The sequence below is a fragment of the Metallibacterium sp. genome (assembly GCF_054637675.1).
In genome coordinates this window covers 12,499-34,567 of record NZ_JBTSRB010000003.1, presented here as the reverse complement: position 1 = coordinate 34,567, position 22,069 = coordinate 12,499, and the positions used below count along the sequence as shown (strand labels likewise).

The 22,069-nt window shown below is 66.8% G+C and carries 24 protein-coding genes; 14 read left to right on the top strand and 10 right to left on the bottom strand.

The genetic code is table 11. The annotated features are described in order from the left end of the window. Window positions 1-40: 40 nt before the first annotated feature. Both ACYDAT_RS01630 and ACYDAT_RS01625 read right to left on the bottom strand, forming a co-directional pair. Window positions 41-523 carry a GreA/GreB family elongation factor gene (locus ACYDAT_RS01630; protein ID WP_461438734.1) on the bottom strand — a complete coding sequence of 161 codons (483 nt, stop codon included), beginning with the start codon at window positions 521-523 and terminating at the stop codon, window positions 41-43. Window positions 524-553: 30 nt separating this feature from the next. Next, window positions 554-1,873 (bottom strand): APC family permease, encoded by a 1,320-nt coding sequence (locus tag ACYDAT_RS01625; protein WP_461438735.1) that lies wholly within the window; start codon window positions 1,871-1,873, stop codon window positions 554-556. A 295-nt stretch (window positions 1,874-2,168) separates the two neighbouring features. Between ACYDAT_RS01625 and gcvT the strand changes: the two genes are divergently transcribed. The 3 genes from gcvT (at window position 2,169) to gcvPA (ending at window position 5,150) form a co-directional block, all read left to right on the top strand. Next, entirely contained in the window at window positions 2,169-3,254 is a 1,086-nt protein-coding gene (gene gcvT, locus ACYDAT_RS01620; protein WP_461448287.1) for a glycine cleavage system aminomethyltransferase GcvT, read from the top strand. Between the two features lie 70 nt (window positions 3,255-3,324). Beyond that, window positions 3,325-3,723, top strand: coding sequence for a glycine cleavage system protein GcvH (gene gcvH / locus ACYDAT_RS01615; protein ID WP_461448286.1), 399 nt, complete (start codon window positions 3,325-3,327; stop codon window positions 3,721-3,723). Between the two features lie 62 nt (window positions 3,724-3,785). After that, window positions 3,786-5,150 carry an aminomethyl-transferring glycine dehydrogenase subunit GcvPA gene (gcvPA, locus tag ACYDAT_RS01610; RefSeq protein ID WP_461438738.1) on the top strand — a complete coding sequence of 455 codons (1,365 nt, stop codon included), beginning with the start codon at window positions 3,786-3,788 and terminating at the stop codon, window positions 5,148-5,150. Between the two features lie 115 nt (window positions 5,151-5,265). Here the strand turns inward: gcvPA and ACYDAT_RS01605 are convergent, their stop codons facing one another. Beyond that, window positions 5,266-5,544: a hypothetical protein gene (locus tag ACYDAT_RS01605; protein WP_461438739.1), complete on the bottom strand. Its 279-nt coding sequence runs from the start codon at window positions 5,542-5,544 to the stop codon at window positions 5,266-5,268. Between ACYDAT_RS01605 and metJ the strand changes: the two genes are divergently transcribed. Together metJ and ACYDAT_RS01595 are read left to right on the top strand one after the other, a co-directional pair. Continuing rightward, entirely contained in the window at window positions 5,525-6,091 is a 567-nt protein-coding gene (gene metJ / locus ACYDAT_RS01600; RefSeq protein WP_461448285.1) for a met regulon transcriptional regulator MetJ, read from the top strand. The two genes, ACYDAT_RS01605 and metJ, sit on opposite strands and share 20 nt — an antisense overlap. 237 nt (window positions 6,092-6,328) lie before the next feature. Continuing rightward, the gene (locus tag ACYDAT_RS01595; RefSeq protein ID WP_461438741.1) at window positions 6,329-7,345 is read left to right on the top strand and encodes an energy transducer TonB; all 1,017 of its coding nucleotides are present in this window, start codon (window positions 6,329-6,331) and stop codon (window positions 7,343-7,345) included. 58 nt (window positions 7,346-7,403) lie between these two features. Here the strand turns inward: ACYDAT_RS01595 and ACYDAT_RS01590 are convergent, their stop codons facing one another. Together ACYDAT_RS01590 and ACYDAT_RS01585 are read right to left on the bottom strand one after the other, a co-directional pair. Continuing rightward, complete coding sequence (locus tag ACYDAT_RS01590; protein WP_461438742.1) at window positions 7,404-8,021, bottom strand: GPP34 family phosphoprotein; 618 nt, start codon at window positions 8,019-8,021, stop codon at window positions 7,404-7,406. 5 nt (window positions 8,022-8,026) lie between these two features. Then, on the bottom strand, window positions 8,027-9,289 hold the full coding sequence (locus ACYDAT_RS01585; protein ID WP_461448284.1) for a serine hydrolase domain-containing protein: 1,263 nt from the start codon (window positions 9,287-9,289) through the stop codon (window positions 8,027-8,029). 61 nt (window positions 9,290-9,350) lie between these two features. Between ACYDAT_RS01585 and ACYDAT_RS01580 the strand changes: the two genes are divergently transcribed. Together ACYDAT_RS01580 and ACYDAT_RS01575 are read left to right on the top strand one after the other, a co-directional pair. Continuing rightward, window positions 9,351-9,938: a LemA family protein gene (locus tag ACYDAT_RS01580; RefSeq protein ID WP_461438744.1), complete on the top strand. Its 588-nt coding sequence runs from the start codon at window positions 9,351-9,353 to the stop codon at window positions 9,936-9,938. A 14-nt stretch (window positions 9,939-9,952) separates the two neighbouring features. After that, a complete protein-coding gene (locus ACYDAT_RS01575; protein WP_461448283.1) occupies window positions 9,953-11,995 on the top strand; it encodes a M48 family metallopeptidase in 2,043 nt (680 codons plus the stop codon). On the opposite strand, the gene ACYDAT_RS01570 is transcribed toward ACYDAT_RS01575, so the two are convergent. Together ACYDAT_RS01570 and ACYDAT_RS01565 are read right to left on the bottom strand one after the other, a co-directional pair. Then, window positions 11,992-13,587 (bottom strand): GMC family oxidoreductase, encoded by a 1,596-nt coding sequence (locus ACYDAT_RS01570; RefSeq protein WP_461448282.1) that lies wholly within the window; start codon window positions 13,585-13,587, stop codon window positions 11,992-11,994. The genes ACYDAT_RS01575 and ACYDAT_RS01570 overlap by 4 nt on opposite strands. A 76-nt stretch (window positions 13,588-13,663) precedes the next feature. Then, window positions 13,664-13,855: a hypothetical protein gene (locus ACYDAT_RS01565; RefSeq protein WP_461438747.1), complete on the bottom strand. Its 192-nt coding sequence runs from the start codon at window positions 13,853-13,855 to the stop codon at window positions 13,664-13,666. Between the two features lie 65 nt (window positions 13,856-13,920). Here ACYDAT_RS01565 and ACYDAT_RS01560 point away from each other — a divergent pair, with 65 nt between their 5' ends. Further along, a complete protein-coding gene (locus tag ACYDAT_RS01560; protein ID WP_461438748.1) occupies window positions 13,921-14,163 on the top strand; it encodes a hypothetical protein in 243 nt (80 codons plus the stop codon). Further along, the gene (locus ACYDAT_RS01555) at window positions 14,133-14,261 is read left to right on the top strand and encodes a hypothetical protein (RefSeq protein ID WP_461448281.1); all 129 of its coding nucleotides are present in this window, start codon (window positions 14,133-14,135) and stop codon (window positions 14,259-14,261) included. Before ACYDAT_RS01560 ends, ACYDAT_RS01555 begins: the two co-directional genes overlap by 31 nt. 65 nt (window positions 14,262-14,326) lie before the next feature. On the opposite strand, the gene ACYDAT_RS01550 is transcribed toward ACYDAT_RS01555, so the two are convergent. Continuing rightward, entirely contained in the window at window positions 14,327-14,755 is a 429-nt protein-coding gene (locus ACYDAT_RS01550) for a CBS domain-containing protein (RefSeq protein WP_461438750.1), read from the bottom strand. 90 nt (window positions 14,756-14,845) lie between these two features. Between ACYDAT_RS01550 and ACYDAT_RS01545 the strand changes: the two genes are divergently transcribed. The 4 genes from ACYDAT_RS01545 to ACYDAT_RS01530 are packed head-to-tail and all read left to right on the top strand — an operon-like array spanning window position 14,846 to window position 17,615. Further along, complete coding sequence (locus ACYDAT_RS01545) at window positions 14,846-15,223, top strand: ArsR/SmtB family transcription factor (RefSeq protein ID WP_461438751.1); 378 nt, start codon at window positions 14,846-14,848, stop codon at window positions 15,221-15,223. Further along, window positions 15,189-15,716, top strand: coding sequence for an ArsI/CadI family heavy metal resistance metalloenzyme (locus ACYDAT_RS01540; RefSeq protein WP_461448280.1), 528 nt, complete (start codon window positions 15,189-15,191; stop codon window positions 15,714-15,716). The genes ACYDAT_RS01545 and ACYDAT_RS01540 overlap by 35 nt, the downstream gene beginning before the upstream one ends. A 59-nt stretch (window positions 15,717-15,775) precedes the next feature. Further along, window positions 15,776-16,288, top strand: coding sequence for an arsenate reductase ArsC (locus tag ACYDAT_RS01535; protein ID WP_461438753.1), 513 nt, complete (start codon window positions 15,776-15,778; stop codon window positions 16,286-16,288). Window positions 16,289-16,307: 19 nt separating this feature from the next. Then, window positions 16,308-17,615, top strand: coding sequence for an arsenic transporter (locus tag ACYDAT_RS01530; protein ID WP_461448279.1), 1,308 nt, complete (start codon window positions 16,308-16,310; stop codon window positions 17,613-17,615). A 7-nt stretch (window positions 17,616-17,622) separates the two neighbouring features. Here the strand turns inward: ACYDAT_RS01530 and mtgA are convergent, their stop codons facing one another. Beyond that, complete coding sequence (gene mtgA / locus ACYDAT_RS01525) at window positions 17,623-18,333, bottom strand: monofunctional biosynthetic peptidoglycan transglycosylase (RefSeq protein ID WP_461441494.1); 711 nt, start codon at window positions 18,331-18,333, stop codon at window positions 17,623-17,625. A 97-nt stretch (window positions 18,334-18,430) separates the two neighbouring features. On the opposite strand from mtgA, the gene hslO reads away from it, so the two are divergent. After that, window positions 18,431-19,321: an Hsp33 family molecular chaperone HslO gene (gene hslO, locus ACYDAT_RS01520; protein ID WP_461448278.1), complete on the top strand. Its 891-nt coding sequence runs from the start codon at window positions 18,431-18,433 to the stop codon at window positions 19,319-19,321. Here the strand turns inward: hslO and ACYDAT_RS01515 are convergent. Beyond that, window positions 19,290-22,046, bottom strand: a complete 2,757-nt coding sequence (locus ACYDAT_RS01515; RefSeq protein WP_461448277.1) for a bifunctional diguanylate cyclase/phosphodiesterase — start codon at window positions 22,044-22,046, stop codon at window positions 19,290-19,292. The genes hslO and ACYDAT_RS01515 overlap by 32 nt on opposite strands. Between the last annotated feature and the right edge of the window lie 23 nt (window positions 22,047-22,069).

Sequence of the window (22,069 nt, the reverse complement as noted above, 5' to 3'; positions counted from 1 at the left end):
CATCGCGCGGCGGCCTGGCGCGCGCGGCGTGGCGTGCAGTTCAGCGCGGATAAGCGATGTGCGTGACGCTGAGCGTCTGCGCGCCGGCCGGGCGTCGCCAGACCACCGCGTCGCCGACTTGCGCATCGAGCAGGGCGCGCGCCAGCGGCGACACCCAACTGACCTTGCCGGCGGCCGCGTCGGCTTCATCCTCGCCCACGATCTGCCAGCGCTGCGTGGCGCCGGCCTCGTCCTCCATCGTGACCTCGGCGCCGAAAGCCACGCGCGTGGGCGGCTGTACGGCGGGATTAACCACGATAGCCGCAGCGATGCGCGCATCCAGCCAGCGCAGATCGCGCGCCAACGTCATCGTGGCGGTGACATCGGTGCGGGCTTGCGCGGCATGCAACTCCGTGCGCGCGGCCGCGGCGCGCGCGCGCAACTGCGCCAACCCGTATGCGGTGACGTAATTGGGGTATGCGCTCAGCGCGCGCTCGGGCAGGGCTTCGGGCGTGTCGGATTCCCTGGTGAAGGCGCGGCTCATGCTGGTGATGTGGTGGCGCGGGGCGCGCGATCAAGCCTGCTTGCGCCGACTCCAGAACGCATACACCGGCAGCCCCAGCAGCATCACCACCAGGCCCATGCCGGCATCGCTCGGGCTGTAGGCCACAGTCACCACGACCACCGCCAGCACCAGCGCGATGAACAGGATCGGCTCCAGTGGATACAGCGGCATGCGAAAGCCGCGGTAATCAGGCTGTCGGCGCCGATACCAGAACAGCGCGGCGATGGCTGCGGCGTAGCCCAGCCAGTCGACCACCGTGGTGTAGTTCAGCAGCCACGCAAAGCTGTTGCTCAGCGCCAGCACGATGGACCATGCGGCCAACAGCAGCAGCGCGCGCTGCGGCGTGCGCCGGCGCGGATGCAGCACGCCCAGACTGCGGAAAAACAAACCCTGCGCGGCGATGGTTTGCAACACGCGCGCGGCGCCGCCCAGCGCCACCGCGCAGTAGCCAAAAGTCGATGCGGCGATGCCGGCGGCGATCAGGCGCTCGCCCAGCGGCCCGAACGCCCGATGCATCACCGCCGCGGCCGGTGCCGCGCTCTTGGCCAGGCCGGCATGGCCCAGCGCCGCCAGGTAACCCAGATTGACCAGCACGTAGGCCAGCATCACCAGCAGCAGGCCACCGAGCAGCGCGCGTGGCAGCGTGCGCAGCGGATCGCGCACCTCGCCGGCCAGCGCGTTGAGATAGGCGAAGCCGCCATAGGCGAACAGCACCGGCAGCAGCGCCATGGAGAAATTCGGCTGGGTGATGCTCGGGTCGGTCGCCAGCGCGATGGACAGATGCGGCGCCGCCAGCCACAACCCGGTGCCGGCCAGCGCCGCCACCGCGCTCAGCTTGAGCAGGCTCAGCACGTTCTGCAGCGCCGCGCCGCTGCTGATGCCGCGCGCATGCACCAGCGCGATCAGCACCAATGCGCTGCTGCCCAGCGCCGGCGCGCTGTGCAGTGGCAGGCCGACTGCTGTTGCCGCATAGCGGCCGAAAATCAGCGCCACCGCCGCCAGCGAACCGGGCAGGTCGGCGATCAGCATGGTCCAGCCGAACAGGAACGCCAGCAGCGGCCCGAACGCCTCGAAGATATACAGATAGCTGCCGCCCGCCTCGGGCCGCCGCGCGCCCAGTTCGGCGAAGCACAGCGCGCCGATCATGGTCAGCACGCCACCCAGCACCCATGCCAGCAGCAGCTCGACACCCGAATGCGTATGCGCGGCGACCACTGCGGGATTGAGAAAAATCCCCGCGCCGATCACCCCGCCCACCACCAGCATGGTCGAGGAAAACCCGCCCATGCGGCGCAGATACGTGCCGCCCGCTGTCGCCGTGTCGCTCATGCCGCTGACCCCTGCGCGTGAATGATCGTCCCGACAAGTTTGCCCGAGTCGCGCAAGGTGTGCCGGGTGGATGGAGCGATGAGTGTGATCGTTCGCACTGACACGGTTGCGCGCTGTCACCTCGATGTGACGCTTTACTGCTGAGCGGCGCGAAGAACCTCGCCGCGGCACGGGCGTTGTGGTTTGTGGGTGCTCGAGCGACCGTCCATGCCCCATTCAACTGTATGCACCTCGCAGTTGGTGCCGCCGCCCGCGAGGACGGATAATCCACGCCTCCCCTTGCGGCAATGCATCCATGACCGAGATGACCGTGCTCAATCCCGTCCACCGCGCGCTGGGCGCGAAGATGGTCGACTTTGGTGGCTGGGACATGCCGATCAGCTACGGCTCGCAGATCGAGGAGCACCACGCGGTGCGCCGCGATGCCGGCATGTTCGATGTGTCGCACATGACCGTGGTCGATTTGCGCGGCGTTCGCGCGCGCGAGTTTCTGCGCCAACTGCTGGCCAACAGCGTGGACAAGCTCAAACTGTCGGGCAAGGCGCTGTACACCTGCATGCTCAATCCCGCAGGCGGGGTGATCGACGATCTGATCGTGTATTTCCTCGACGAAAGCCACTTCCGCCTCGTGGTCAACGCCACCACGCGCGACAAGGACCTGGCCTGGATTCGTCAGCACGCCGCGCTGTTCGGCGTGCAGGTCGAGCACCATCCGGAGCTGGCGATGATCGCGGTGCAGGGTCCGCATGCGCGCAGCAAGGCCGCCAGCCTGTGGCCGCTGGAGTTGGCGACGCGCGCGCTGGCGCTGAAGCCGTTCAGTGCCACACGCGAGGGCGCGCTGTTCATCGCGCGCACCGGCTACACCGGCGAGGACGGCTTCGAGATCACCCTGCCGGGTATGGATGCCGCCGCGCTGTGGCGACGCTTGCAGGACGCCGGCGTGCAGCCTTGCGGGCTGGGCGCGCGCGATACGCTGCGCCTGGAAGCCGGCATGAATCTCTACGGTCAGGACATGGACGCGAGCACCACGCCGTTCGAGGCCGGGCTGGCGTGGACGGTGAGCCTGGACGAGGGCCGCGATTTCATCGGCCGTGTCGTGCTCGAACGCCAGCAGCGCGAGGGCGCGCCGCGGCAGATGATCGGCCTGGTGCTGGACGAAAAAGGCGTGCTGCGCCATGGCCAGCGCGTGCACACCGCGCAGGGCGCGGGCGAGATTCTCTCCGGCACCTTCGCGCCCACGCTGGGCAAGGCGGTGGCGTTCGCGCGCGTGCCGGCCGGCGACACGGGCGCGGTCAGCGTCGATATCCGTGGTCGTCAGCTCGCGGTGCGCGTGGTCAAGTATCCTTTTGTGCGCAACGGTCAGGCTTGCGCGGGCGTTTGACGCTCGCCATCGCGGCCACTTGCTAGAATCGCGCCCCCGCACTCCATCACTCAAACCCGGAACCTTTCCCATGAGCGAGATCCCCGGCGACCTCAAGTTTCTCAAGTCCCACGAATGGGCGCGGCTCGAAGACGATGGCCTCGTGCGCGTCGGCATTTCCGAGCATGCGCAAAGCCAGTTGGGCGATCTGGTCTATGTCGAACTGCCCGGCGTCGGCGACACGGTGCAGAGCGGTAGCGCCTGCGCCGTGGTCGAATCGGTCAAGGCGGCCTCGGATGTGTACACGCCGGTCTCCGGCACCGTGGTCGAGGTCAACGAGGCGTTGTCCGACAAGCCCGAGACCATCAACGAGGACGCCTACGGCGAGGGCTGGATTTTTGCCGTCAAGCCAAGCAACCCCGAGGATATGGAGGCCTTGCTCGATCCGGACGCTTACGCCGAACTGCTCGACGAAGAAGACGCGCACTGAGCGCAGATGTCCGATCTCCGCGCCCGGCCTCGGCCGGGCGCTTTGCGTTTACGGAAACCGCCATGCCATTCATTCCGCACTCCGAAGCCGACGTCCGCGCCATGCTCGCGGCCATTGGCGTCACGCAGATCGAGGATCTGTTCGACGAGATTCCGCCCGCGCTGAAGGCGCAGGCTCTGCTGCACGTACCCACGGGCATGCCGGAGATGCACGTCGCGCGCCTGATGCAGGGCTGCGCCGCGCAGGATGCCGGAGTGCTCAATTTCGCTGGCGCCGGCGCTTACGAGCACCACATTCCGGCGGCGGTGTGGCAGATCGCGACCCGCGGCGAGTTCTATTCGGCCTATACGCCGTATCAGGCCGAGGCCAGCCAGGGCACGCTGCAGCTGATCTACGAATACCAGACCATGATGACGCGGCTGACCGGCATGGATGTCAGCAATGCCTCGCTGTACGACGGCGCCACCGCGCTGGCCGAGGCGGTGCTGATGGCCGAGCGCTGCATGAAGAAGGGTGCGCGTCGCGTGCTGGTGCCGCGCAGCGTGCATCCCGCGTATCGAAAGACGCTGCGTACCATCGTCGATTTGCAGAACATCGATGTGGTCGAGTTCGATTTCTGTCACAACGGCGCCATGGCTGGCGGTATCGCGCCCGACTGGCTGGCGCAGCAGGATTTCGACGCGTTCACATCGCTGGTGGTGCCGCAGGTCAATTACCTTGGCGTACTCGAAGAGGTCGATGCATTGACCGATTGGGCGCACGCGCGCGGCGCGCTGGTGATCGGCGTGATCAATCCGCTGGCGCTGGCAGTGCTCAAGGCGCCCGGACAGTGGGGCGTCAAGGGCGCCGATATCGTGATTGGCGAGGGTCAGCCGCTAGGCGTGCCGCTCAGTTCGGGCGGGCCATATTTCGGCATCCTGGCCTGCAAGCAGGAATTCGTGCGGCAGATGCCGGGACGCATCGTCGGGCGCACCACCGATCTCGAGGGGCGCGAGGGTTTCACGCTCACCTTGCAGGCGCGCGAGCAGCACATCCGCCGCGCCAAGGCCACCTCCAACATCTGTACCAATCAGGGTTTGCTGGTGACCGCGGCAACCATCCACATGGCGCTGCTGGGTCCCGAGGGTCTGCGCCGTGTGGCAGCGCACTGCATGCACAACGCGCGTGCGCTGCGCGCGCGCCTGACGGCGCTGCCGGGTGTGCGCGTGCTGTTCGAGCGCGCGGGTTTTCACGAGTTCGCGCTGGCGTTGCCGTTGCCTGCCGGCACGGTGATCGAGCGCCTCGCCGAGGCGCGCATTCTCGCTGGCGTTGCCCTCGACGAGGACTATTCAGAGCTTGGCGACGCGTTGCTGGTGTGCGCCACCGAGACCAAGACCGAAGGCGATCTCGACCGCTACACCGAGGCGCTCGGCAGGGCGTTACGCTGAAATCGGCGCACGCGCAGGCAAAAAATTCCGCTGCCGCGCGCGCTCCACGCAAATTTGTTTTGTTGCGAAGTTCGCTGGCGTTCAGTGCCATTTGTACCGCGTGACTCGCGTCACGTCATATGCGTGCGTCGCTGCCATGCGCGCATGCGCGGCGGCGCAATGCAAGCAATAGCAAGGCTTGTAGCGCAAACATGAATTTCAAAACGTGAAGACGTCTAGACATCCATACGTCCATAACGGCAAATTGTTCATTGCCGCGCAGGCTTGAGTACGCGTTGCCTTGCCGTGCACGTCGTGCATCCAATGCAGCGAAATCGATTGACAGTGGAAAAATGACGCAATAGTTTCTGCGCCGGAAGATCAGTGAATAAAGAATGGCGACGTCCAAATTCATCAAGCCTTATATCGAGCACGGCGCAAAAGCCGAGGCGGTACGCAAGATCACCGTGTCGGTTCCGCTGCATGTGCTCAAGGTGCTCTCTGATGAACGTACCCGTCGCCAGATCTGCAATCTCAGGCACGCCACTATTAGTGATCTTCTGTGCGAGGCGTTCCTGCATGCTTTTACTGGGCAACCACTGCCAACTGACGAGGAGCTGAGACGAATTATGGCTATCAAGAAAACTGCTGCGAAGAAACCCGCCGCCAAGAAACCTGTGGCGAAAAAGTCCACTGCCAAGAAGGCCACGACCAAGAAGGTCGCCAAGGCCAAGGTCGCGACCGCTCGCAAGACGGCCGCGAAGAAGTCCGTGAAGAAGGCTGCGGCCAAGAAGCCGGCGGCCAAGAAGGCTGCGGCCAAGAAGCCGGCCGCCAAGAAGAAGGCTGCGGCCAAGAAGCCGGCCGCCAAGAAAGCCGCGGCGAAAAAGCCTGCTGCGAAAAAGTCCGCCAGGAAGGCGGTGAAGACAGCTGCTCCCATGAAGGTGGCAGCGCTCGCCCTCTGAGACGAGTGTCGTTCTGCAAGCTGGTAACTTTCCACCCTCTCCGCGACTGCCCAGCGCGGAGAGGGGCCTCGAATTCGAGGTCGCGCCCCGCATTGCGGGGCGTTTCATTTTGTGTCGGCGACATTTTCACATTGCTCGCCGCGCGTGATCGGGCTAACGTGGCGCTCGCGCTTGCGGCGTTCCAAACCGCACAGGGGGAAGCAGTCGGGGGCGCGCCCATCCACATGAGGCTTGCCCATGGCTATTGAGTCCGTATTTCCCCGCGCCAACGCCCGCCTCGGGGCGGCGGCGATGGTTGTGCTGTTGAGTGCGGCACTGGCCGCATGCTCCGGCTCCAATCAATCCGCGCCGCAGGCCGCCAAGGCGCCTGTTGCCCCAGCCAAGGCCGCATCGGTCAGCGCCAAACCTGCCACCGTCGCCCCCAATGCCGCCGATCGGCTGGCCGCGATGAGCGTTGACCAACTCATGGACCAGGCACAGAAAGCGTTGAAGGAAGACCGCCTAGTTGCGCCTGCGGGCGACAACGCGTTCGAGTATTACCTCGCAGTGCTGCACAAGAGCCCCAACAATCGTGCCGCGCAGGACGCCCTGCGCGAAACCTTTCCGTATGGCGCGCAGACCGTCGATCAGACCATCAACCAGGGAAACTACGCCGAGGCGCAGCGTGAAATTGATCTGCTGGCCAAGGCCGACCCGACCAATTACACACTGACGATCTTGCGATCCAAACTGGATGCTGCGCACAAGATGGCGACGCAGCAGCAACAGGCAAAGAAGACCGCCGCGCTGGCGCAAGCCGCGACTGCGGCGGCTGCAGCCGCACAGAAGCAACAGCAGGAACAGGCCGCCGCCGCTGCCGCGCTCAAGCAGCAGCGGGAACAGGCGGCTGTCGCACGGCAGCAGCAGGAGCAGCAAGCCGCCGCGGCTGCCACTGCGCAGAAAGCTGCCGTCGTCAAGGCTCCGGCGCAAACCGAGAACCGCAATGCGCAGGTCGTGCGTCTGGTGCCGGCCAAGTATCCGCTGCAGGCCGCGCGCAACGGTGAGCAGGGCTGGGTGGACGTCGCGTTCACCGTCAATCCCGATGGCTCCGTGAGCAATGCCCACGTTACCGACGCGGAGCCGCGCCGAGTCTTCGACCGCGCTGCGATCGATGCCGTGTCGCGCTGGCAGTTCAAACCGGCGCTGATCAACGGCAAGCCCACCGCAGTCGTGGTCAAGCGCCGCATCGAGTTCAAGTTGTCCGGCAACGGCTGATCATCGGCCATTGCGGGCGGTGACTTGCGCGCCGCCCGCGCCGCCCGCGCCGGAATGGCTATTGGTCCAGCAGCACGCGCCGCAGCAGCGCCAGCGCGCGCATCTCCGGCACCGGGTTTGCGCTGGTACTGTCGAGCACGCCGAGCGCGGCATAAGCGGCGCCGTGCGCCGCTGGCGGCAAGCCCTTCAGCAAGCCCGCGGTGTCGGCCAGCAACAGCAGTGCATAGTCTGAAGGAGCTTCGCTGGCGTTGGCGGCACGCAGCAGATCAGCTGCGACTTCATCGCGCGCCTGTTGCGAGCGCAGCGGGTAGCGGTGACCGGCGCGCGGCAGCCACTTGATACGTGGCACGCGGTGCAGCAGGTCGCGTCGGGCCAGCCCATCAAGCAGGCGGCGGCGCAGTCGCGGGAGCTTGCGCCGCGCCAATTCCAGCGCGCGTTGTGGCGGCAGCGCGCTCATACCCAAGGCGCGCTGCAGTTCGGCCAGCAGCGGATGCGCCAGCGGCATCGCGCTGTCCTGATGCCACTCCGCGCCGAGGGCTTGCAGACGCCCGGCCAGTGTCAGATCGGCCAGCAACGCCGCGGCGAACAGCGTTTGCGCGGCCAAAGCCCCTTGCACCTGCATGGTGCCGCGGCGCGGATCAAGCAGCAGCAGAACGAGACGCTCGGTGAGCAGCATGGAGCCTAGCGGGGGTGGCGACGTTTGCGCACAGGATGCGCCCGTTCGCGCGCGCGATCCAGCCCGGCCCAGTCGACGTAGGGCAGGCCCAGCAGCTTGTCGAAGAACATCGGCATCAACTGCGCCGGCACAGCATCATCGCAATTCCACAGGATCACCATGCCGACGTGCAGATCGGGGAAAAAACCGATCATGGCGCGGTAACCCTGTACCGCGCCGGCGTGAAAGATCAGCCGGTGTCCGGCGTAGTCATACACGCGCCAGGCCAGTGCGTATTGCGCGTTGCGCAGGCGCGCGCGGCGCCATGGCGTGGCCCAGCGTTCGCTGGGGGTCTCCACCAGCGGCGTATGCAGCACGTGCAGCAAATGCAGTGAGAGCACCTGCGGGTCGCCGCCCATTTGCGCGATCAGCCATTTCTCCAGATCATCGAGGCTGGCATTGACGCCCGCAGCTGGTGCCAGACGGTAGTAGGCCTCGCGCGGCTGAAATGGCACCCAGCGGCCGCGATCGAGCCAGTGCGGGCGCGCCCAACTCTTGCTGGCCTCCAGCGCCTCGCGGCCATAGGTCGCGGTGCGCATGCCCAGTGGCAGGAACAGGCGCTTTTCGACCTGGTGGTAGTAGAAATCGCCGGTCTCGGCGTAGACCACGTCGCCGATCAGGCTGAAAGCCACGTTCTGGTAGCTGTAGCAATCGCCGGGTGGGCAGATCGGTTCGACCTCATCGAGCTTGCGCACCAGTTCCGGATAGCGGCCGTTATCCTCCATCAGGTTGTCGTAGGCATTGTGCGGCAGGCCCAGGCGCTGGCTGAGGATGTCGGCGATGGTGGCGCTACGTGCGTATTCGGCGTTCTTCAGCATGAAGAACGGCAGCGCCTGCTCGATGCGTGTGTTCCAGCCGAAGGTGCCGTCCTGCACCAGCAGTCCGGTCAGCGCACTGGCAAAAGCCTTGGACAAGGATGCGATGCGGAATACCGTATGTGGCGTGACCTTGGCGCCGGTCACCGCGTCGGCGTAGCCCATGGTGCGCTGCCAGCGCACCTTATTGTCGACGATGACCGCGGTGGCGATGCCCGCGACGTCGTTGCGCGCCATGGCCTGATCGAGCCATCTGTCGTAGGCGCGGATGCTGCTGGCCACGCGCCCCCTGGGCAATGGCCCGCCAATCGGAATCTCCGTGCCGGAGCGCGCGGCCTGCGCGGGAATCGACAGGGCGATGAGTACGACCGCGGCCAAGGCCAGAGGCGCCCGGCGCCAATGCAACTTCGACATGAACTGCTATGCTCATCAAGCCCTGCGCAGCGCTCCGCGCCGCCACAAGGAGGACCGACCGATGTTCACGATCATTGTGCTGATCGTCGTTGCCGCGATTGTCCTGTATGTCGTCGGGCTCTACAACGGCCTGGTGACCGCGCGCAACGGCTACAAGAACAGCTTCGCGCAGATCGACGTGCAGCTCACGCGCCGTCATGACCTGATCCCCAATCTGGTGGAGACCGCCAAGGGCTATATCGCCCATGAACGCGGCACGCTGGAAGCGGTGACCGAGGCACGCACCGCCGCGGTGAATGGCTTGGCCGCGGCCAAGGCCGCGCCAGGCAACCCGCAGGCCATGCAGCAACTGGGCGGCGCCGAGACGCAGTTGACGCAATCGCTGGGGCGCCTGTTCGCGGTGGCCGAGGCTTACCCGGACCTGAAGGCCAACCAGAACATGATGCAGCTTTCCGAGGAGCTCAGCTCCACCGAGAACCGCGTCGCTTTCGCGCGCCAGGCCTACAACGATTCGGTGATGGGCTACAACAATCGCTGCCAGATGTTTCCATCCTCGATCATCGCCAACAGCTTTGGCTTCGCCGCGGCCGAACCGCTGGCCATGGATGATCCGGCCAAGCGCGAGGCGCCCAAAGTCTCGTTCACCTGAGCTGACTGCGCGCCGTGGATTTCTTTGCCCACCAAGCCGATGCGCGGCGCCACTCGCGGCGCATGGTGGTGTTGTTCGTGCTGGCCGTGCTGGCCATCGTCGCGGCCGTCGACGCGTTGATCTTCGTGGTGTTCGGCCTGGCGTCCAGCAACCCGGACGGCAGCGTGCAGGTGCCGCTGCAGACGTTGATCGCGGTCAGTCTGGGCGTGATCGGCGTGATCGCGCTGGCGTCGATGTACCGCAGCGCTTCGCTGCGCGGCGGCGGCGGCGCGGTGGCGCGCGGTCTGCACGCCACGCCGGTGCCGCCGGACACCAACAACCCGGCGTGGCGCCGCTTGCGCAACGTGATCGAGGAAGTCGCCATCGCCGCGGGCGTGCCGGTGCCGGAGATCTACGTGCTCGAACAGGAGCCCGGCATCAACGCGTTCGCCGCCGGCTACAGCCCGAGCGATGCCGCCATCTGCGTCACCCAGGGCTGCCTGGAAACGCTCAACCGCGACGAGCTGCAGGGCGTGATCGCGCACGAATACAGCCACGTGCTCAACGGCGACATGCATCTCAACATTCGCCTGATGGGCGTGGTGTTCGGTATCGTCGTGCTCAGCGTGATCGGGCGCCAGTTGCTCAATGCCGCGTTCTGGACGGGCGGCTCCATCGGCGTTGGTGGTGGCCGCGGACGCCGCGACAACGGCAATGCACTGTGGGCGATCGGGCTGGGACTGCTGGTGATCGGAGGCATCGGCGTGTTCTTCGCGCGCCTGATCAAGGCTTCGGTGGCGCGCTCGCGCGAGACGCTGGCCGATGCCTCGGCGGTGCAGTTCACGCGTCAGACCACGGGTATCTCCGGCGCGCTGAAAAAAATCGGTGCGCTGGAAGTGGGCTCGCAGTTCACCCAGGTGCATGGCGAGGAGGTCTCGCACATGCTGTTCGGCGAAGGCCACAACTGGAGCGCGCTGTTCGCCACGCACCCGCCGCTGGAGCAGCGCATTCGCGCGCTGGAACCGGGCTTCAACGTGGCCGAGTTCGAGCTGATCGCCAAGCGCTGGCAAAGCCTGGTGCGCAGCCCGCACGGTGACGATCCACGCGCCAGCGCCACCGGCCTGATGCCACGCGAAATCCTGATGGCGACGGTGACGGGCGTTGCGGTGGTGTCTGGCGTTGCGCCGGCGGTTGCCGTAGCCCCGATTTTGTCGAGCGCTAGTTTGCCGAGCGTCGACACACGCACGCCGATCGCGGCGGCGGCGGTGGCTGCGCAGGTCGGTCAGGCCGACCATGCCGATTTCGCCGCTGCCGCGCAGGTGCGCAACGCGGTGCCTGATGAATTAATTGCCGCAGCGCGCGCGCCGCAGCAAGCGCTGCCGCTGGTGCTGGCTTTGGCGCTGGCGATGGAAGGCGCGGCGCGCGCGCAGCAGGCGCAATTGATCGCGCAGGCTTTTGCCGCGCCGGTAGCCGAGGCGGTTGGCGTGCTGGCGCCGGCGGTGGCGCGGTTGCATCCGCTCACGCGCCTGCCGCTGGCGGCGATGGCCTTTCCCGCGTTGCGGCGACAGCCGCGCGCCGAGATCGAGAAACTGATCGCGACGCTGGCGCAAATGGCGCACGCCGACGGTGAGGTCGCGCTGGACGAATATTGCCTGGCCACCCTGGTGCGCGTGCAGGCGCTGGACGCGCTGGACCCGGCGCGCGGCTTCGTCGCCGGCAGCCGCAAGCTGATCGACTGCAAGGATCAGGCGTTGCTGGTGCTGGCGCTGCTGGCCGAGTTCGGTCACGACGATGCTGCTGGTGCGGCACGCGCGTTCCAGCTCGGCGTGCAGGAAATGCTGCCCGATCTCGGCGCGTCCTATGCGCCGCCCGGAGACTGGCAAGCGCAGCTTGATGCCGCGCTGGCGCAACTCGACCAGCTCGCGCCCGCCGGCAAGGAACTGCTGGTGCGCGGTCTCACGCGCGCGGTGCGCGAGGATGGCCAGGTGCGCGTCGCCGAGGCCGAACTGCTGCGCGTGGTTTGCGCGGCGCTGCATTGCCCGCTGCCACTGGTGCTGGGCGAACCACAGGTCGCCTAGGCCATGGGCGGCACGCGTCCCAGCAACAGATCGGCGGCGCGCTCGGCGAGCATGATCGTGGGCGCATTGGTGTTGCCGCTGGGCAGTTCCGGGATCACCGCGGCATCGACCACGCGCAGACCTGCGATGCCATGCACGCGCAACGCCGCATCGACCACCGCGTGCTCGTCGTTGCCCATGCGGCAAGTGCCAACCGGGTGATAAATGGTCTCGGCCTTGCGCCGAATGAAGGCGGTCAGCGCGGACTCGTCCTGCGCGTCAGCGCCGGGAAAAATTTCGCGGCCGCGCACCGCGGCGAATGGCACCTGGGCGAAAATTTTGCGCGCCATGCGCACGCCCTCCAGCAGCATGCACAGGTCGTGGCCTTGCGCATCGGACAGGTAATTGGCCTGGATGCGGATCGGCGCGGCTGGGTCGGCCGAGACCAGCGTCAGCCAGCCGCGACTGCGCGGGTGCAGCGCGCAGGCGTGCAGGGTATAGCCACGCCCCGGCAGGCGCGTGCGGCCGTGGTTGTCGAGCAGTGCCGGTACGAAGTGGAACTGCAGATCGCATTCGGCGTCGCTGGCATAGCGGCTGCGCGCGAAGCCGCCGGCCTCGGCGATGTTGGAGGTGCCGATGCCGCGCCGTGTGAGCAGGAAGCGCAGCGCCACGGCGAGGTCATGGGTATGGTCATAGGTGTCGCGGCTGTTGCTTTCCACCAAGGTGCAGATGTCCAGATGATCCTGCAGGTTGGCACCGACGCCGGGCAGATCCTGCACCAGCGCGATACCGTGCGCGCGCAGCGCCGCCGCCGGGCCGATGCCGGACAGCATCAGCAGTTGCGGCGAGTTGAGCGTACCGCCGCACAGCGTCACCGCGGTGCCTTCGATGCGCACGCGCTGGCCGCGGCGCAACACCTCGACGCCCACCGCGCTGTGGCCATCGAGCAGCACGCGCGTGACCAGCGCCTGGGTGAGCACGTGCAAGCTGGCGCGACCCCGCGCGGGCGCGAGATATGCGCTGGCTGCCGAGCAGCGCGCACCGTTGCGCTGGGTGACCTGATACAGCCCGAAGCCTTCCTGCGCGGCGCCGTTGAAGTCGGCGTTGCGCGGCAGGCCCGCGGCGATCGCGGCCTGGATCAGCCGCTGGCTGAGCGGATTGACGTGGCGCAGATCGCTGACGCCCAGCGGGCCGCCGACACCGTGCCACGCATCCGCGCCGCGGCTGTTGTCCTCGGCGCGCTTGAAGTAGGGCAGCACGCCGGGCCAGTCCCAGCCTGGGTCGCCGCTGATGGCGGCCCAGCGCGCGTAATCGGCTGGGCGCCCGCGCACGTAGCACATCGCGTTGATCGAGCTGGAGCCGCCCAGCACCTTGCCGCGCGGCCACCACAGGCGCCGATTCTGCAATTGCGGTTCGGGCTCGGTGTGGTAGTTCCAGTTGTAGCGCGTGAGATTGACCAGCTTGGCCAGGCCAGCCGGCATGTGGATGTAGGGATGCCAGTCGCGCGCGCCGGCCTCGATCAGCAGCACGCGCTGCGTTGGGTCGGCGCTGAGCCGGTTGGCCAGCACGCACCCCGCCGAGCCGGCGCCGACGATGATGTGGTCGTAGTTCATGCGCGCAGGGTACCCGCAGTCGAGAAAGTGCTGCTCTGCATTTTCTCAACATCGTGGGCCCGGTGCGGGGCGCTACTCACTCCCGCCACGCCATGCCGTCGGAATGCGCATTTCCGCATGCTGGGTTGGCCGCGATGACCGCGACGCAACCAACGCCGCCGCGCGCGCCGCCGCATGCACTGCAATGGCTGCGCGTGCTGCGCCAGCCCTCGCCGGGCGAGACGCCGCGTATGGCGCAGGCGTTCGCGGCATTCTTCTGCGCGCTCACCGCGTGCCTCATGATTTGCCCGGCCGCGATCAACTGGGCGCGGCGCTCGGCTCGATCTCGTTGCCGTGGTTTATCTCACGACCTTCATCGTGATGCTGGCGCTGGTGCCGGTATTCGGCTGGGCCGTGGCGCGCTCCGATCGCAGGCAATTGCTGGGTGCGGTGCATGGGTTTTTCGCGTTGATCGCGTTGAATCTGGCGCTGCTCGTGCCGGCATTTCTGGCGCAGCAGTGCCTTGGCGCGTTCGCGCTGGGCGTGGTGTTTTTGTCTGGGGCAGCGTGCCCAGTTCGATCGCCGGTCCGCTGCTGACCAGCCTGCTCAGCGGACTGCGCGATCTGGGCCTTGGCGTGACCGCAATCGCCGGTATTGCCGGCATCGGCGCGGCGTTCGCGGCGCGCGTGGGTTAGCGTGCCGCGCGCTCGCGCGAACTTGCGCCCGAGCAGGCGCCCGCATACCCGGACGCCGCGCCGGATCAGCCCGCGATATAGCGCTGCAGATGCTCGATTTCCTCGGCTTGATCGTCGATCACGGCCTTGACCAGATCGCCGATCGAGATCACCCCGACCACGCCACCGCGCTCGACCACCGGCAGGTGGCGCACCCGGCTGTCGGTGCACAAGCGCATGCACGCCTCGACCGATTCCTCGGGCGAAACCGTCAGCACCGGTGAGGTCATGATTCCGCGCACCGGCGTATCCGTCGAGGCGCGGCCTTGCAAGATCACCTTGCGCGCATAGTCGCGTTCGGAAACGATGCCCAGCAGTTGCTTGCCCTGCATCACCAGCAGCGCTCCGATGCGGTGCTCGGCCATGCGTCGCACGGCTTCGAGCACGCTTTGCTCGGGCGCGATCACATGCACGGTACTGCCCTTGCTTTCGAGTAGATGCTTGACCTGACGCATGACTCCTCCAAGCGTGTGCGAGTGATTGAGTCTAGCGCGCACGGCAACGCCGGGCTTGACGTCGCACAATAATTCCATGAAACTAAAAACATGGAATTGAATGAAAGTATCACCGCACTCAAGGCACTGGCGCAGGACACGCGCCTCGCGCTGTATCGCATGCTGGTGCAGGCCGGCCCCGAGGGCCTGCCCGTGGGCGCGCTTGCCGCGCGCCTGCGCGTGCCGGACTCCACGCTGAGCGCGCATTTGCGCGTTTTGCGCGCGGCGGGCCTGGTGCGCGACGAGCGCCGCGGTCGCGTGATCCAGTGCCGCGCCGATTTCGCGCGCATGGACGCCTTGCTGGCCTACCTCACCGAAAACTGTTGCGCGGGCGCCGGCGCTTGCGCGATTCCAGCCGCCTGCAAACCTCAACCCGCATCCGGAGCCAACCACCATGAAACGCTTCCACGTACACGTCAACGTCGCTGACCTCGCCACCAGCATCGGCTACTACCAGACCTTGTTCGGCTGCGCGCCCAACGTGGTGCAGCCGGACTACGCCAAGTGGATGCTGGACGACCCGCGCGTCAACTTCGCCATCTCGCAGCGCGGGCGCGCGCCAGGCCTGGATCATCTCGGTCTGCAGGCTGAGGATGCCGAGGAACTCGAAGCCATCGGCGCGCGTCTGAGCGCTGCCGATGCGGTGATGCTGGCCGAGCAGGACACCACCTGCTGTTACGCACGCTCGGACAAGTTCTGGAGCGAAGACCCGCAGGGGCTGCGCTGGGAAAGTTTCCGCAGCGTCGGCGGCGCCACCAGCTATTACGCACTTGAGCACGTGCAAGGTGCGGGCGCCTGCTGCGGCCCGGAATCGAATGCCACGCCTGCGGCAAGCCCCCGCTGCTGCGGTCCGCAGCCTGTGGCTGGCAGTGACTGCCGCACGCCTGCGCCACAGAGCAGTGGCTGCTGCGCATCGCGCTGAACGCGCGCGTTCTGGCGCGCATCATTCCCCAGTTCATCCGCTCAAATCAGGGATACACCGTGACCACGACACCCGTCGCGCACCACTACAACGTGCTGTTTCTGTGCACCGGCAACTCGGCGCGCAGCATCCTCGCCGAAGCCCTGCTCAACACGCTGGGCGCGGGCCGCTTCACCGCGTACAGCGCCGGCAGTCACCCCAGTGGACAGGTACAGCCGATCGCGGCCGAACTGGCGCGGGGCCTCGGTTATGACGCGGCGCGCCTGCGCAGCAAGTCCTGGGACGAATTCGCCGCGCCCGCTGCGCCACGCATGGATTTCATCCTCACCGTGTGCGACAGCGCGGCGGGCGAGTCCTGCCCGCTGTGGCCCGGACATCCAGCCACGGCGCATTGGGGGGTGCCCGATCCCGCGGCCGTGAACGGTGACGAAGTCTCACGCCGCGTCGCGTATCGCGATGCGCTGCTGTGCTTGCGTCGACGCATCGAGCTGCTGCTGGCGCTGCCAGATGAGAAACTGCGCGGGCTTGCCGCGCGCGCCGAACTGCAGGCGATCGCCGCCACGACGCACTGACGCCACGGATCGACACGACATGCTTGCAGCCGCATTGATTTTCATCGCCACGTTGGTGCTGGTGATCTGGCAGCCGCGTGGTCTCGGCATCGGCTGGAGCGCGCTGGGCGGCGCGGCGCTGGCACTGGCCACGGGCGTCATTCAATGGCATGACATTCCGGTGGTGTGGCACATCATCTGGGACGCCACCTTCACCTTCGTCGGCCTCATCATCATTTCGCTCATCCTCGACGAAGCGGGCTTTTTCCACTGGGCGGCGTTGCATGTGGCGCGCTGGGGCGGTGGGCGCGGACGGCTGCTGTTTCCGCTGATCGTGCTGCTGGGCGCGGTGATCGCGGCCTTCTTCGCCAACGATGGCGCGGCGTTGATCCTCACCCCGATCGTGCTGGCGATGCTGTTGGCGCTGGGCTTCTCGCCGAAGGCCGCGCTGGCTTTCGTGATGGCTACCGGTTTCGTCGCCGACACCACTTCGCTGCCGTTGGTGATCTCCAATCTGGTCAATATCGTCAGCGCAGGGTATTTCCGGATTCCGTTTGATCGCTACGCCGCGGTGATGGTGCCGGTGGATCTGGTGGCGCTGGCGACGGCGCTGTTGGTGTTGTACGCATACTTCCGCCGCGACATTCCGGAGCAGTACGACATGACCCGGCTGGACACACCCGCCAGCGCCATTCGCGACCCGCTTGTGTTCCGCTGGGCGTTTCCCATTCTGGTCGTGTTGCTGATGGCCTACTTCGTCACCGCCGCGTATGACGTACCGGTGTCGGTCGTCACCGGCATTGCTGCGCTGCTGATGCTGGTGCTGGCCGGGCGCTGGTGGCGCGGCGGGCATGATGCGCACATCGATGTGCGTCGTGTCATCAAGGGCGCGCCGTGGCAGATCGTGCTGTTCTCGCTGGGCATGTATCTGGTGGTCTACGGCCTGCGCAACGCCGGGCTGACGACTTATCTGGCGCGGGTGCTCGAAACCATCGGGCGGCATGGTGTGTTCGCCTCGGCGCTGGGCACCGGCTTCATCAGCGCGGGGTTGTCGGCGGTGATGAACAACATGCCCACGGTGCTGGTCGGCGCTCTGGGCATCCATCAGGCTCAGGGCTTGAGCGCGCCTGTGCGTGAAGCGATGATTTACGCCAACGTCATCGGTTGCGACCTCGGCCCCAAGTTCACCCCCATCGGCAGCCTCGCCACGCTGCTGTGGCTGCATGTGCTGGCGCGCAAGGGCAGCACCATCACCTGGGGTTATTACTTCCGTGTCGGCATCGTGCTGACCGCGCCGGTGCTGCTGCTCACTTTGCTGGCGCTGGCCGCGCGGTTGAGCGTGGGCTGAGCGGGCATCACTTCGGCAAGTAGGACGGCCCGCCCAACTGGCGCATCTGCCGCTCGATCCACGCCGCGCGGCGCAGCACGTAGGGTGAGGGTCGATTGGCGTGGTAAATGTGTGGATTGGGCAAGGTCGCGGCCAGCAGCGCGGCCTCGCGCGGCGTGAGACGCGAGGGCGGCTTGGCGAAGTTGACGCGGCTGGCGGCGTCGACGCCAAACACGCCGTTGCCCAGTTCGGCGATGTTCATGTAGATGGTAAGGATGCGCCGCTTGGGCAGGTTCAGCGTCAGCAGCACGGTGAAGTAGGCCTCGATGCCCTTGCGCACATAGCTGCGTCCATCCCAGAGGAACAGGTTTTTCGCAGTCTGCTGGGTGATGGTGCTGGCGCCGCGCAGGCGCGCGCCGTGGTCGGCGGCATCGATGGCGTCCTTGATCTCACCGAAGTCGAAGCCCCAGTTGCTGGGAAAGGTCTGGTCTTCACCGGCGACCATGGCCAGCGGCGCCCATGGCGACACCGCACGCCACGGCACCCAGTGGTAGTCGGTGCGGTAACGGCTGTCGCCGTGCAGGCGCGCGCCGATCCAGCGCTCGATCATCACCGCGCTGGTGATGGGTGGAATCCAGCGCAGGCTCAGCACCAGCAGTTCGGTGATCACGAACCACGCCAGCATGGCGCGCAGCAGATAACGCCAGAAGCGGCGGCGGGATTTGGTGGGCTTGGTCATGGCGGGCCAGTCGAATGCACGAAAGTATAGGTGCCAGCGCCGACTTGATCGTGGCGCATGCAGCCACATCTCGTTGTTTTGCTGGCAGGATCGCGCGATGCAAGTCGATGACAGTCTGCAAGCCTTCATGCTCGAACGCGCCGGCGTGTGCGGCGCGCTGGTGCGGCTCGGGCCGGCATGGCGCGAGGTGGCGTCGCGACAGAATTATCCGGCGCCGCTGCGCGCAGTGCTCGGTGAAGCGCTGGCCGCGAGCGCGTTGTTGACCGCGCATATCAAGCTGCAGGGCGCGCTGTCGCTGGAGTTCAAGAGCGCCGGCGCGCTGCGCCTGCTGTTCACCGAGTGCACCGATGCCGGACGTCTGCGCGGGCTGGCGCATCTGCACGAGAGCGACGTGCTGGTGCCGGCTGCGCCGCTGGATTTGAGCGCGCAACCCGAGGCGCTGCTGGCGATCACCCTCGGCAGTAGTGCGCACGGCCGGCGCTATCAGGGTCTGGTGAGCATACGGCGCGCCACGCTGGCGGGCACGCTGCAGGATTACTTCGAGCAGTCCGAGCAGTTGCCGACGCGCATCGTGCTGGCGGCCGATGACGATGTCGCTACGGGCTTGCTGTTGCAGCAACTGCCAGGTGGCAATGTCGGGGATGGCGATGCCTGGCCGCGCGTCGGCCACCTCACCGACACCCTGGGCGCCTCCGAGCTGCTGACGTTGCCGGTGCCGCAATTGCTGCATCGGCTGTATCACGAGGAGCGGCCGCACCTGTTCGTGGCGCGCGCGTTGGGCTTCGGCTGCTCGTGCTCGCGCGCGCGCGTCGAGGCCATGCTGAGCACACTGGGGCGCGCCGAGGTCGAGGCAGTGCTGGCCGCGCGTGACGGCGAGATCGAGGTGATCTGCGAGTTCTGTGCCGCGCGCTACACGCTGGATGCGGTCGATGCCGAGCGCGTTCTGGCCGTGTCGCCTAGCGCACCGGTTTCATCCACACCACATTAGCCGGCGGCGTGCTGATCCAACTGGCAAGCGGCTGCGGGCGCCCGTACAAATAGCCCTGACCGTAGGGGCAACCGAGCTTGAGCAGCAGGTCGTTTTGCGCGGCGTCCTCGATGCCTTCGGCGATCACGCTCATGCCCAGCGTGCTGGCCAGTGCCTGGATGGTGCGAATCACCGCGTAGCCGTTGCCTGTCTCGCCGTCGTCCAGCGCGATCACGAACGAGCGGTCGATCTTCAGCGCCTGCAGCGGGTACTGGTGCAGATAACTCAGCGACGAATAACCGGTGCCGAAATCGTCCAGCGACACGGCGATGCCTTGTTCGCGCAGATCGGCCAGGGTGCGCTTGAACTCCTCCGGGTTGTCCAGCAGCACGCGCTCGGTGACCTCGATGCGCAGGCGCTCCGGTGCAATCTCGTGACGCCCCAGCAGCGCCAGCAGGCGCGCGGTCAGGCCGGAACTGCGGAAGTGCCGCGCCGACAGATTGATGCTGACGAAACCGCTGTCACCCAGCAGTTGCCGTGCCTCGGCGGCAACGCGCTCGAACACCATCCAATCCATCGCCTCGGACGAGCCGTTGTCCTCGGCCACGGTGAGAAACTGACCCGGCTCCAGCACACCGCGCTGCGGATGCAGCCAGCGCACCAGCGCCTCGTAGCCGACCGTGACGCCATCCGCGAGACGCGTGATCGGTTGGTAGTAGGGCACGAACTCACTGCGCGCCAGCGCACGGCGCAGATCCACCTCGAGATCGAGCAGCAGCACCGCTTCGCGGCGCAGCAGATCGTCAAATACCGCCCAGCGCTGGCGGCCCTCGGCCTTGGCGCGGTACATCGCCGAGTCGGCGTCGCGCAGCAATTCCTCGGGGCGCACGTAGTGCGGCTCGGCCATGGCGATACCGATCGAGACCGAGGTGAACATTTCCTTCTGACCAAGCTGGAACGGCGCCTGCATGCTGGCGATGATGCGATCGGCCACGCGCGTGACCTCATCGATGTCGTGCACGTTCTCGATCAGCACCGCGAACTCGTCGCCGCCCAGACGCGCGACCACGTCTTGCGATTTCAAGCTGCCGCGGATGCGGCTGCCGGCCTGGAACAGCAAGTCGTCGCCGACCAGATGGCCGACCGAATCGTTGATCACCTTGAAGCGATCGAGATCGAGGAACAGCACCGCGAAGCGGCGCTGGGTATCCAGCTTGTGGCGCTCCAGCGCGTGCTCGAGGCGCTGCACCAGAAGGTTGCGATTGGGCAGGCCAGTGAGCGAGTCGTGCAGGGTCTCGAACTTCAGCCGGCGCTCGGCGCGCTCGCGCTCGGCCACCTGCTCGCGCAGGTCGCGGTTGGCCAGCGCCAGCGCGCGTGTGCGCTCGGCCACGCGGCGCTCCAGATCGGCATAGGCGGCCTTGAGCGTATCGGCACTGCGGCGCCGGTCCAGCGCATTGGCGATGTGATAGCTGACAAAGGTCAGCAGGTCCTGATCGCGCGCGGTGTAGCGGTGTTCAGGCATGTAACTCTGCACGACCAGCGCGCCCACGGTGCGTTCGCCTAGCACCAGCGGTACGCCCAGCCAGCACACCGAATCAGAGCCGCTTTGCACCACCTCGCCGGCCTCGCGCAGGGCCTGCATGTCGCTCTCGTTGACCAGCAGCGCGGCGCCGCGCGTGATCACGTACTCAGTCAGGCCACGGCCGATGCGGCGCGGGCGGCGCACCGCGTCGCGCTCGTCCACCGAATACGGAAACTGCAGCTCGCGCCCGTCCTCGGACAGCAGCGCGATGTAGAAATTGCGTGCGTACAACAGCCCGCCGATGACGCGGTGCACGGCGGCGTAGAACGCTTCAAGGCTGTCGCTGGTGCCGGCCAGTTCGGCGATACGGAACAAGGATGCCTGCAGGCGCTCGCCGCGCTGGCGTTCCAGTACCTGCTGCTGCAGCACGCGGTTGGCTTCGCGCAGCGCCTCGGTGCGCTCGTGCACGCGCTTTTCCAGATCGACGTGGGCCTCGCGGCGCTCCAGCGCGGACTGGATGTGCTGTGCCACGTAGCTCAGCAGCGCCTGATCCTCGGCGCTGTAGCGCGCGTCGTCGCGGTAGCTCTGCACGGCGATGGCGCCGATGACCTCATCGCCGTGGCGCATCGGCACGCCCAGCCAGTCGACGCACATCGGACCGGCGGCTTGCAGCGGCCCCTGCACCTGACGCGCGATTTCATCCAGCGGACCGCGCAACGCCTGACCGCCACGAATCAGGTGCCAGGTGGGGCTGTAGCGCATTTCCTCGAGCGGGTAGTGGTGCTCGGGATGCGGTGGATCCGGATCGGCGACATCGGCGTAGTACGCGAAGCGCACGGTGTCCGCGCGCGTGTCATGCAGCACGAAGTAGCAGTTCTCGGCGTACATCAGCGTGCGCACGATGTCGTGCATCGTGTGCATGACCTCGGGCAGACTGCGCTCGCTGCCGGCCTGCTCGGCGATGGTATACAGCGCGCGCTGCAGGCGTTCGGCGCTTTGCAGCCGCGCGAGATTGGCGGTGAGCTGGTCGTACCGCGCGAGTTGCGTCTGGCGCTCGGCGATCAGTGCTTCGGACCAATCATGCAGGGCCACTCCGGCGGTCGCATCGAGGCTACTGATCATGTGGCGCAGTGCGGCCGCCACGCGCTGCACATCGTGCGCGCGGGTGGCGCGCAGCAATTGCTCGATCAGCGCCGGCAGGCTGTGGGCAGGAGCGGTCGACACGCGGTCCCCGGAATCACTGCCGC